Source organism: Bacteroidales bacterium (assembly GCA_014860585.1).
Classification (GTDB): Bacteria; Bacteroidota; Bacteroidia; order Bacteroidales; family 4484-276; genus RZYY01.
Map to the genome: position 1 here is coordinate 25,300 of JACZJL010000053.1, position 12,355 is coordinate 37,654.

The 12,355-nt window shown below is 42.5% G+C and carries 7 protein-coding genes and 1 tRNA gene; 2 read left to right on the forward strand and 6 right to left on the reverse strand.

Annotated elements, in window-relative coordinates:
• Positions 1–161 precede the first annotated feature (161 nt).
• The 4 genes from IH598_06155 to IH598_06170 form a co-directional block, all read right to left on the reverse strand.
• Positions 162–235 (reverse strand) — tRNA-Ala (locus IH598_06155).
• Between the two features lie 41 nt (positions 236–276).
• Positions 277–1,086 (reverse strand): prolipoprotein diacylglyceryl transferase, encoded by an 810-nt coding sequence (gene lgt / locus IH598_06160; GenBank protein MBE0638080.1) that lies wholly within the window; start codon positions 1,084–1,086, stop codon positions 277–279.
• Positions 1,087–1,196: 110 nt separating this feature from the next.
• Positions 1,197–3,560 carry a BamA/TamA family outer membrane protein gene (locus IH598_06165; protein ID MBE0638081.1) on the reverse strand — a complete coding sequence of 788 codons (2,364 nt, stop codon included), beginning with the start codon at positions 3,558–3,560 and terminating at the stop codon, positions 1,197–1,199.
• A 165-nt stretch (positions 3,561–3,725) separates the two neighbouring features.
• Positions 3,726–4,148 (reverse strand): Hsp20/alpha crystallin family protein, encoded by a 423-nt coding sequence (locus IH598_06170; protein MBE0638082.1) that lies wholly within the window; start codon positions 4,146–4,148, stop codon positions 3,726–3,728.
• Between the two features lie 339 nt (positions 4,149–4,487).
• Between IH598_06170 and IH598_06175 the strand changes: the two genes are divergently transcribed.
• Entirely contained in the window at positions 4,488–5,522 is a 1,035-nt protein-coding gene (locus IH598_06175) for a flippase-like domain-containing protein (GenBank protein ID MBE0638083.1), read from the forward strand.
• A gap of 88 nt (positions 5,523–5,610) precedes the next feature.
• Here IH598_06175 and IH598_06180 read toward each other — a convergent pair whose 3' ends face one another.
• The gene (locus IH598_06180; GenBank protein MBE0638084.1) at positions 5,611–8,334 is read right to left on the reverse strand and encodes a T9SS type A sorting domain-containing protein; all 2,724 of its coding nucleotides are present in this window, start codon (positions 8,332–8,334) and stop codon (positions 5,611–5,613) included.
• 105 nt (positions 8,335–8,439) lie between these two features.
• Positions 8,440–11,673 (reverse strand): FAD-dependent oxidoreductase, encoded by a 3,234-nt coding sequence (locus IH598_06185; GenBank protein ID MBE0638085.1) that lies wholly within the window; start codon positions 11,671–11,673, stop codon positions 8,440–8,442.
• Between the two features lie 267 nt (positions 11,674–11,940).
• Here IH598_06185 and IH598_06190 point away from each other — a divergent pair, with 267 nt between their 5' ends.
• On the forward strand, positions 11,941–12,345 hold the full coding sequence (locus IH598_06190; GenBank protein MBE0638086.1) for a rhodanese-like domain-containing protein: 405 nt from the start codon (positions 11,941–11,943) through the stop codon (positions 12,343–12,345).
• The last annotated feature ends 10 nt before the right edge of the window (positions 12,346–12,355 follow it).

Sequence of the window (12,355 nt, forward strand, 5' to 3'; positions counted from 1 at the left end):
ATCGGCATTTACTCCCGAATATTCGGGATAAAATTATAAAATGGTCCAAACCATTTTATAATTACAATTGGTATAAAATGTAAACGAAAAATACTCCCTGCTTTGGTTGAATGAAAAAGGCTTGCAACTACTATGGTTACAAGCCTTTTTGTTTTTTGATGTGGAGCGTATGGGAATCGAACCCATGACCTTTAGACTGCCAGTCTAACGCTCTAGCCAACTGAGCTAACGCCCCAGGATTTCAAAAATCAGGTTGCAAAAATAGAATTTTTCTGATCAGGCAGTGATTTTTTTCTTGGGAAAATTTCCACTACCCGGTTTACTGAATATGATGACCAATCCGGCAATGATGAAAGGAATGCTAAGCCATTGTCCCATATTCAGGATCATGTTGGTCTCAAAAGCTACCTGAGGTTCTTTTACAAATTCGATTAAAAACCTTACTGTAAAAAGCAAGATAAGAAACATTCCGAAAATGAATCCTAATCTGGGTTTTCCGTCTGTTTTCCAATAATACCACAACAGATATCCAAAAATGGCCAGGTAGCTTAACCCTTCATAGATTTGGGTCGGATGTCTTGGCAAATTGTCTTCGGAGGTGAAAATGAATCCCCAGGGCATTGTTGTTACTTCACCATAAATTTCAGAGTTCATCAGGTTGCCCATCCGGATAAAGAAACCAGCAAGGGCAACTACAATTACCAGGCGATCGAGTACCCAGAAATATGGTTTTTTATTTTTTCGCGAAAAAAGCCAAATGGCTATCAAAATTCCAATTGCTGCGCCGTGTGAGGCGAGTCCTCCTTCCCAAACCTTGAATATGGAAACAGGATCACGAAGGAAATAGGAAGGCTCGTAAAATAGAACATGACCGAATCTTGCCCCAACGATGGTGGCGATAAAAACATACATAGCCAGTTGATCCAATAAAGTGACCGGTAGTTTTTCGTGTTTAAAAATCCGTATCAGGACAATGTAACCAAAAAAGAACGCTGAGGCAAAGAGCAGTCCGTACCACCTGACAGGAAGCAACCCCGGGAAAATTTCCGGGTTTACACTCCAATGGATATAAGTGAGCAGCATAATAATTAATTTTTGGCAAAGATAAACTTTAGAAGAGATTTGGAATGCGTCAAATTTCAGAAGATAATTTTCGGAATTTTATGCATACACAAGGGAGCAAAGTGTATTAAAGATCAGAAGGGATATCCGATTCCAAAGCTCCAGATGACGTCCCTCATTTTCAGGTTATTTGCACGCCATCTCTCACCTTTGGGATAGGAAGGGTCTTTCAACGGTGCAGCGGCATCAACCCTGAATATGAAAAAAGAGAAATCAAGACGAAATCCTATTCCTGCATTAACCGCCAACTCACTGAGGAATTCATTCATTTCAAATTTACCTCCGGGGTAACTTTCGCTGTTATTCAGCAGCCAGATATTGCCTACATCGGCAAACAATGCGCCTTTAAAATAACTGTAAACCGGAAAGCGGTATTCGAGGTTGGTTTCAATGGCCAGGTCGCCCATTTTTTCAAAATAAACACCTGTGGTATCCACGAAAGAACCCGGTCCGAGTGAGCGGTATTTCCATCCTCTCATATCGTTCGCCCCACCCATGTAAAACCCTTTTTCAAATGGCAACACTTCTGAATTGTTGTAAGCAATACCTATTCCGGCCATAGTGCGGTAAACCAGAGTGTTATCTTCTCCTAAGGCAAAGTAGTATCTGAAGTCTGCATCAGTACGCACAAACTGGGCAAAAGGGATATTCCAGATCACTGATTCACCTGATTCATTGGTATCAGAACCACTTAGCCTGTTAATCATTTGCAGAAAGTTACCTGCTGTTTCTATGCTCCAGCGCAAATATTTAAAATTTTGAACTTTTCCCCGCTCCTGGTTATTGAAAATGTAGATGTATTTAGCCGACATAATAAAATGATCGGTGTATTGATTGGTCAATCGCGGGTCATTCAATTCTTCAAGACGCCGCACAAAACTGGAGTCGGGGAAAATGGACACAGAATTTAAATCCACAAGGGTCAGATTGTGGCTTTTAAAACGTCCGATCCTCCAGTTGTAACCATAGGAAATATTGGTGACATAGTTTTTGTAGTCAGGTCTGTTTTGATAATTTATACCCAGTGTAACCGTCGTTCTGGGTCTGATTACATTTGGCATCTTTTCGAGAGAAACGGGCAGAACAAACTTGGGAAAATCTAAACTGGCCTCAGCTCCGGTTTGAATGGTGTTGAAAAACAGCAGTACATCATCACGAGAAGTTCCACCTTGCTGCCATTCAACACCTCCGGTCAGTTTAAGGGTAAGCACTTCACCTCCTCTGAAAATATTGAGATTCTGGTAAACAAAATTGCCGGCCATTCCAAGTTTACCGCCTGATGTTGTGCCTTCAGTTTCAACAGAAAATGATTGCACAGGTCGTCGGGTTAGGTTGATTAATGCATTTAGGTAATAATGATCATTATCAGGTATCTTATCCGGGTTATTGATCTCCCTGAACTGAAGGGAAGTATAACCGTAAAGTGCAAGGCTGGACAACTGACGGTATGTATTCTCTTCCTGTTTCTCGGAATAGAGTTTCAGTGGTTCAAGGAATATTGAATTACGGATTAATGAGGGGCGTATCCTGAGTTGGTCGCTGTAATAAAACAGATACCTGCTGATACCGTTTTCAGAAATTGTATCAAGAAAAAAGCGCATTTTAGAGGTATCGCTTTTGATGGGATTAAATTCGGTGTTGATCGAAATCTTGTTTAGATAATATTTCCGATGATTGGTTTCAACAACCTTTGAGTCATCAGTTTCGCTCACTGATTGTGCTTGCTGGATGCTGGTATAAATTTTTAATGTATGATTTCCAAAAGCACTATCGACCTCATAAAAAACGAATTCAGGGGAGAAGAAGTAATAACCGTGATTTCTTAAAAGGCTTGTGATGCGAAATCTCTCATCATCCATTAGCGATGCGTTATAAATCTGGTTTTTTTTAATTAAGGACTTATCAAGTTGCTGTGAAAAAATGCGATCTATCGCCGTATCCTGTATGAAATGCTCTATATCATTAATAATGTAAGGCCTTGCAAGACTGATGGAGTAAGTTACTGTCGCTTTTTTTCGCTTAATAGTCACGGCTGTATCAATGACTGAGTTGAAGAAACCATAATTGTTAAGGTAGAGACGTAATTGATACACCGAGCGGTCGATCGAATAAAGGTCTAAAAGAGCTGGCTCTTTTCCGAAATTTTTGTTGATCCACCGTTTAAATTTTGTGTCCTTACCTAATGTGGTATCAGAATAAAACATCTCACCTAACCGGAAAATCCCAACAAATCGCTTGTTTGGTTTTTGTTGAATCAGTGCCGGGAGGTCTTCTTCTTCAAAATTTAGTTTACGAAGACCGGACTTTGTTTTATCGAGTTTTATCTCGTTCCGCACCAGCATATAATCGCCCTCCTTAAGCTGTTTGGTGACTCTGCAACTACTGAAAACCAGCAGCATCAGCGCGATGAGTAACAGATGAGGACGATATTTTTTCAAGAATACAGTTTTGGTATTTCAAACACAAAAGTAAAGGAAAAATTTCCTCATAGTTGAATTTTGAAGACAGACTGTAATAAAGAGCGGTTTTGTTCCAGGCTGGAATAAAAAAACCGGCGTTCCATCTCAGGAAGGCCGGTTTCTAAGAATTCATCCAAACGGATTTTACGAAATCTTTATTTCTTTGGTAACTTTTGCCTCTTGTTTTTTAGGTAAAACCACCTTTAGGATTCCATCAGTCATATCAGCCTTAATTTTCTCTTTATCAATGGTGTCGGGCAAAGTGAACGTGCGGCAAAAAGTTCCGTAAACAAATTCCCTTCTGTTGTACTTAATCCCATTTTCAGGTTGCTCGTTTGCTTTCTTTTTCGATTGGATATTCAGGATGTTTTTTTCAAGATCGATCTGAATGTCCTCTTTCTTTACTCCAGGCAAAGCAAGGTGTAGCTCAAAACTCTCATTTTTCTCCAAAATATTGGTCGATGGTGTGCAATCGTAAGACCTTCTCTCCATCTTCTCATTTGCGCTGTCTCTGAACAGGTTATCAAACAGGTCAGATAGCGGGGATTCAGGATTCCATCTCATCATTGTCATAATATTACTCCTTTCTGGTTAAGTTATGTAGTTGATTAAATTTTCCGAGCGGATTTTCAATTTTTATACCACCACCAAAAAATCCTTGATTTAAAAAAAAATCAAGTCAATTTGTCGGAAAGACCAATGAAAGCCGACACTTTGTCGGATAATTTTGATGCGGGTATTTGTAGATTGTATGATTTTAAACTTAAAACCAATAGAACACCTTTTCTTTTTTCGTGTTAAATGGTCAGGTTTAAAAACTTTATCCATTTTTGCAGCACCATTAATGATCAATTTTCCATGACCGATAAGCACATTAGAATCCTGAGTATCTTTAAATTTAAAAGGGTGATCATCCCTGTAATACTCGGTTTGGGTGTGGTAGCTTATCTGGTATTTAAGGATTTCGATCCTGAGCCATTTTATAAAATCCAATGGACAACCTACACGGCACTTTGGATTTTTATAGCCCTGCTGATGGTTGTTACGCGTGATGTAGCTTACATGTATCGTATCCGATTGCTAACAGACAAGCAACTCTCCTGGCGGCATTCGTTCGATGTAATTATGCTTTGGGAATTCGCTTCCTCAGTAACACCAAGTGTTGTTGGTGGATCGGCAGCAGCACTGTACATAGTTTCAAAAGAAGGAATCCGACCGGGAAGAGCTACTGCCATTGTCATGATCACTGCACTGCTTGATGAGTTATTTTATATTGTCATGGTTCCCCTGGTAATACTAATTGCTGGAACAAGCCTTCTATTCAAGAGTGATACGAGCTATCTTTTTGTGAATACAAAAATTGGGATGCAGGGAATTTTTATCCTAGGATATCTTTTTATTTTGGTATTGACCTTTATTATTTCATATGGGGTTTTCATCAAACCCAGGGGATTCAAATGGATTTTGCTGCGCTTATTCAAGATCCCCTTTTTGCGCAAGTGGCGCACTCAGGCAGGACAGGCAGGAGATGACATTATCACCACATCTGCTGAAATGCGCGGTAAACCGATAATTTTCTGGATCAGGGCGTTTATGGCTACTTTTTTTTCATGGACTGCGCGTTTTTGGGTGGTCAATTTCCTTATACTTTCCATCACACCGGTTGGTCAGCATTTTCTGATTTATGCCCGACAACTGGTGATGTGGGTTATTATGCTCATTAGCCCGACACCCGGAAGCAGTGGCGTTGCTGAGTTTTTGTTTTCTGATTTCCTTGGCGATTTTATCCCGGTCGGTTTAACTGCGGCTGTTGCTTTATTGTGGAGGCTTCTCAGTTACTATCCTTACATTATTATTGGAGCAATCGTTTTGCCCAACTGGATTAAGCGGGTCTATCTTACCAAACAAAACCAGGATGCCTCTCAAGCTCCCAAATCATAAGACTTATCCGGGATCATCGGGCAAATTAAAGCCAGGCTTGCCTTTGATTATTTTTTGAAAACCGGTTTTTCAAAGCGATATTGATGAATTATTTGAGCACAATCTTTTCTGTAAATGAATGCTGGCCTTCGTGAACAGACACCAGGTAGGTTCCCTTTTGTAGCCAGGCAAGATCAATAACTTCAATTTCGCCTGCCATTGATTTTTTCTCAAAAATCAGTTTCCCTGAAATATCAGAAATCCTGAGGTTGATTTCTTTTTGCTCAATAAAAGTGAGATCAACATGGATCAGACCGTTTGATGGATTAGGATAAATACTCAATGTTGGGTTCGATTGTTCCTGAACAGCCACGCCCGGATCGAGCAGGAATTCAGCCGTATAAAACCCACGCCCATGGGTTGCAGCCAAAACAGTGTTGTCGGAATCTCTGAGTGTTAGCATATCCACCCTCACATTGGCCATTCCCTGGGCATCCTGAACCCAGGACACATTTGGAGCATTGACCCAGTTGGTGGTCCAGATTCCAAGTTCGGTGGCAAGCATCACCTGGTTGTCATTTTCAGGATGATATATTGCCCAGCGGACGGGAATGTCGGGCATATCCCCGGAAACGTTTTGCCATGTTTGTCCACCATCTATGGTTTGCCATAAAGCCTCAACACCATAATTGGAAAATGTGACCAGTAAAATGTCCTCAGTTGATCCCACCGCAATACATGAAACATAAGCGGTTGGGAATTCGTTTCCGGTAATTTCAACGGTTTGAGGATTTGCATGAGCATTCGTTGACTTGTAAACCCTTCCGGCCTGCGTTCCGATATAAAGGTTTGAAGTTCCGGCAGGGGCATGAGGAGAGGCTTTGATGTGTGAATAATAAACATTGGTATTCGTGGTTAAACCAATAAAATCACCATTTGTGTTATAGGGAATTCCGCTGATCCGAAGCAGGGAGTTGGGATTTTCCCCAGAAAAACTGACTGCATTGGCAAACAATGTATTGGTTTTAACATCAAAATCGGCAGGGTTAATAAAAACACCACTTTCGTAATCGAGACTGGTAAGATAATTAAAATTCATAAAAACATAATACCTGTTATAATAGATGGAAGTCAGCATCAACGGGTCTGCATCGTCGAAGAAACAGGCAGCGCCATCGCCACCACTGATCATATTGTTGATGGTAAGGGGCTGACCGGTGTAGAGCAGGGTGCCGTTGTCCTGCAATCCGCCAACGTAATTGGTCGAACCTGTCTGGGGGGTTATGGCTCCAGTGTATAACTGCAGGGTGTTGTAGCCCTGGTTTTTTTCCAAAAAAGCAGGATATCCGGCTGTGGCTGTTTCGGTATAAAAAACACCTCCGTCATTGCAGGTTATAAAGGTTGTCGAACTTCCCGGTTTGAACTGAATATCATGCTGGTCGGCATGGAGGTATTGATCCCCACCACCTGAATACATCAGTGACCAATCGGAAATCTTTGTCCATGAGGTACCGCTGTTCACTGATTTCCACATATCGAGCCCACCGGTGAAAATGCGGTTGGCATTATTAGGATCAACCTTTAAAACGAATGCATGCCATGCTAATGTTGACCAGTCGGAAGCAGGCAGGGGAAGTGTAGACCATGTTTCACCTTTGTTCGTCGATTTCAGGATATAGCGACCGCGGTAATAATTGAAATAGTTATTGTATCCGGCAGCAATCTGGGCATAAACCACATTGGCATCCGATGGTGCAGCCGCAACCATCACGCGGGCCGGAATATTGTATTGTGCATGGTTTTTAATGTATTCAGCATATTGATCAATTACTGTCCATGTTCCGCTAAAACCATCGTCAGAGTAAAGAATAACCGCACCTCCTTCAATATCCACGTTTTGCATGGTTCCTACATAAATCCTTCCATCGGTACCCAGTTCAATATCAGATACGGCATATGGAGCTCCGTATCCCGGGATGTCTGGAAGTACCTGTTCCCACGTCAGGCCGTTATCTTCCGAGCGGAAAAGGCCATCGGAAGGATAGCTGTAGTGAACGCTCCCCTTGTAAACGCCCGAAACCACACCAGCATAGATAACACTTTGCCCCTCTTCATTTCTGACAACAATATCTGTAACATATTCAAAGTCGAGAGTTGATTCCATCAGCGACCAGGTTTGTCCTCCGTCGGTCGAACGCCAGATCCCGTCACCAATGCCGGATGATTCCCGATAAATAATCAGTGCGGTTTCTGCCTCACCCGTTCCTACGTAAAATGTTGTTGGATTGTTTGGGTCATAAGTAATGCAACTGATGTTAAGGGAACTCCAGAAATCGTTGACGGGTTCCCATTCCACCATATCGTTGGTAATATCGGTGCGGTACCAGAGGCCGCCGGTCACGCCTCCCGCCCAGACTTTCCTGCCGGCAGGATCATTCGGGTCCCACATGATAGCCCTGGTGCGACCTCCCATATTGGCTGAAGTTCCATTCCATTGCAACGGATTTGTCAGCCTGGCTTTGGGATTTTTTTCAAGTTCCTGATACACTCGCATCAACCGTTCTTTTGGAACAATTCCTGATTTTGGATCAAAAGTCATGAAAAAGTCCTGGATTGCAGCTTTATCGGGTTGTGCAGGCTTTGGCAGATTTTTTATGTCTCTGGCAACGTAGTCAGGAATTTTCGACATTCTTTCGCTGAGCTGCCGTTCATAAATTTCCCGGTAGTCATTTTCGTTGTTTAAAAGTTTGGAAACAATGAAGGAACCAACAGCAATAACCACTGCGGCCAACCAAAGTTTGTTAGTGAGGGAAAGTCGGGTAAAGGAAATCATTTCAAATTCTTTTTTATGAATTAATAAGTCACAAAATTACAAAAGTTTGCTTTCTGATGGATAAACCGTATCTCACTCAAAACGATCAGGAGGTTGTCTCAAAGATTACTTAAACGCTTTTTCAAGCAGCCCGTCGCCTTTTAATGTAAGGCGGTCGAAATATGCCGGTACCACTTTTCCTGTGAGTTTATCCACATAAAGTTGTGCAAGGTACTGTCCGAGCATGAAGCCCTGGCCGCGCAGACCGATGAATAATCCTGCGTTAGGATCAACGATCATGCGCGGCTCAACATAGTAGCCTGCCCAGACTGCCTGGAAGCCGACCGATGACAGTTCCGGAATCCAATCCACAAAAATTTCCGATACAATTTCAAGGAAATCTTTCGAGTTGATTTTAAGATTTTTGTCAGTTTCATAGGGTTCGATATGCGGTGACGCACATCCGATAATCTGTCCTGTTTCGCCCAATTGCTGACCATAAACAGCAGTGAAACCTTTGTATTGCCGACGGTCAATCATCATGGGTAGTGGAATGCCATTTTTTCCCATCATAGGGAGGCGACGGGTGATAAATGCCTGGTGTTTAACAGGGTAAATACCGGTTTCTATACCGAGCTTTTTAGCAAATCGATCCCCCTGGGGTCCCATCGCGTTGATAAAACAATCGGTTTCATACTCGATGTATTCGCGGTCGTGTGTTTTAACAAGTACGGTGTAAGTATTTCCCGTTTTGTGTATGTCTATCATTTCGCAGTCTTCTTGTATCTCCCCACCATGTTTGATCCCGATCTGGCGGATCAGGTCAACCACTTTGCCTGGTGTTGCCTGCCAGCAATTTTTAGTGATCAGTGCAGCCAGGTAGGTTTTCAGGTTTGGATTAAAATGAGGAGAGACTTCTTTCCGGAAGTCTTTTGGCTCAATCATGTAGGCATCCGACCAGGCCATCGACGCTTCAAGAGCTTTCAGAAGCTGTTCGTTGTGAGCAAAAGTTACGTAATCGATCGGACGAAAATCGATGTTGCCAATTTCCTGTAGTTCCTTGAATATTTCGAGGTTTTTCACGGCTATATCCGACAGTTCAGGCAGACTGAAATTTGGGCGGCCACCGGCGATATTGCGCCATGAAGCGCCACGGCCATAGTTGGCCAGTACTGGCTTCATACCTGCTTCAGCCAGGTAACGGAATAAGGCGCTGCCCCCGATGCCCCCGCCGGCAACCAGCGTGTTTACTTTTATTTTTTTCGGTTTGTTTCCATTGCCATGCGTGATGATTTGTTCTTTTACTTTTTTTGGATAAAGGTCACCGAGTGAAACCTGGTTTGATAGCGGGCCGCGGGGTGTAGGTTCGCCAACGATGGAAATTCCCGTTCCTGCAAGTGTTTGCTTTAATCGTTTGATGCAACGTTTTCCACGACAGGCGCCCATACCAAGACGTGTTGTATGTTTTACCTCATCTACCGAGATAAATTTCCGGTCACCGATGACATCAAGTATCTCATTCAGCTTCACATCATCGCAATGGCAGATGTATTGTTCGGTGGAGACATCATTCATATTTTCCTTTAATTCTAACGGATCAGGGTAAGAGGCCTTTACCACAAATCCGCGAACTGACATCAATGCTTCTTTGTGTATGTCCATTGATTTTACGCGGGCAATATTGGTTTTATTTGGTTTACGCAAAATCTTTTCTATGATCCCTTCTCCTAAAATCTTTCCGTTATTGTCAACCAGAAAAACTCCGGTTTGTTCGTCTACCTCATATTCGATGGGTAAAAACAGCCAGTCCTTGTTCACATTATAGCCAAAGATAGCCAGGCCAGGGCACTGATAAACACACTGCATACAACCGATGCACTTGTCGAAATTGATTTTTGGTACCGTGCTGGTTGATGTTTTATGAATGGCATCGTGCGGGCAGGCAAACTCACATGGGTTGCATGCAAAACCGTACAGGCAGTCAATAATAACAAAAGGTTTGGCAGTCATCCTTTCCGGTTCAGGCTCAAAGGGTTTTTCGATAACCCGTACCGGATGCTGTTGGGAATCGATGTACTCTTTCGAAACAGCTAAGTAATCATCATAATTGAAGCGTTCCCCCATGTCGTCGAGGATTTCGTAAGCTACCTGCTTGCCCCGCAAAACGGCGCTGGTTCCTTCGCCAATTCTTATTGTATCGCCGGCGCCATAAACATTTCGGCCAAAAATTTCTTTTCCTTTAATCAGTAATTGATCGTCAGGCACAAGGCCGGTACAAATGTTAATGGCATCAATTCCATCGATCATTTTCTCAGTACCCTGAACGGGTTTGAAATTTTCGCAGTCGGCAACTACAGCGCCGATGATCCCTGTATTGTCCTCATTTGGGATGGCTTTAAGCAAAATTTTTGAAGTCATCACAGGTATTCCCAGCCTCCTGATGCGGTTGGCCTGCACCGGAAAACCACCTTCGCGCGACTGCGCTTCGATGATCGCCTTCACGTTCGCTCCAGCCTGCATCAACTGGTAAGAAGTCAGGTAGCCGATATTGCCAGCACCGACGGTTAGAACATTCTTACCAAGAAGCGTAAACTCACTGTTCATCATTTTCTGGACAACAGCGGCGGTGAAAACACCAGGTAAATCATCGTTTTCGAAAGCTGGAAGAAAAGGAACTGCGCCGGAGGCCACTACCAGGAAATCACTTTCGATATAATAAACCTCTTCGGTGAGTATGTTTTTCACCGCCAGGCGTTTTCCCTCAAGAATATCCCATACGGTCGAGTTAAGAAATATCCCGCTGTGATCATCACCGGCAAGGGTTTGTGCAATGTCAAAACCGCGCATACCCCCGAATTTTTTTTCCTTTTCAAAAAAGAAAAATTGGTGTGTCTGCATGAGGAACTGCCCGCCAATCTTGTCATTGTTATCTATCACAATGTTACTGATATCATGCTTGTTAAGCATTTCGCGGCAGGCTAGCCCTGCTGGTCCGGCGCCGACAATAGTTACCCTCGTTTTAAAAACTTTTACCGGTTCCAATTCATTGACGTGCTCAATAACAGGGGTGTAATCTTTCGGTATTTCGCTTACTTCGTGGACACCATCCACCTTTGTAATACAAATCCGCTTTATTCTCCCATCAACCAACATTTCGCAGGCGCCGCACTTGCCAATACCACATTCGAGTGAACGGTTGCGGTTGCGAAGGCTATGACTATGAACCGGGAAACCCGCCTGATGCAAAGCTGCAGCAATGGAAAATCCTTTTTCACCTTCAACTTGCTGACCGTTGTATGAAAAAACAACCTTCTCTACCTTCGGTACCTCAAGAATGGGATGACTATCAATTTTATGCATAATGTGCAGTTATATAGTAAGTTAAGTACTTATCAATAATTTTGAAAAATGTGTTAAATAATTAACAGCAAAAGTATTTCAATATTCTAATCCTATTGTAAATCAGGCTCAATTTTTACCCTTTATAAATAGTTTGTTGGAAATTGTAATCCCAGCACAGCGCCGAAAAGCAGGAACTCACAGAATTCATATGTTCCTCCAATCGAAATTCGACTAATTTTGCCACAATATTTTACTGAATTTATTTTATCAATTTCATTTTGAAAAATGACAACGACCATTGTTCCCAAGCTTCAGGATTTCCATATTAATGGGGTAAAACACATCACCCCTGAAGAATCATTCGAATTGCTAAAAAATGGAACTGCAGTAATTCTTGACGTAAGAGAAGCGGAGGAGGTTAGCTTTGAGCGCATTGCAGATGCTAAGACATTGTATATTCCCCTTGCTGAAGTTATTTTAAGTTTGGATAAACTACCTCATGACAAAACATTGATTGTTGTATGCAGGGCAGGAATCCGAAGTGCAAAAATTGCAAACCTTCTTAACTACCAGGGATTTCCCAATGCATTAAATCTTGACGGGGGGATAAACATGTGGAAAAGTTTTGGTCTGCCGATGGAAAGCAGTAATTCCCGTAGTTGCGGTTGCGGATGCAACTGTGGCGGCTAATCATTGCTTT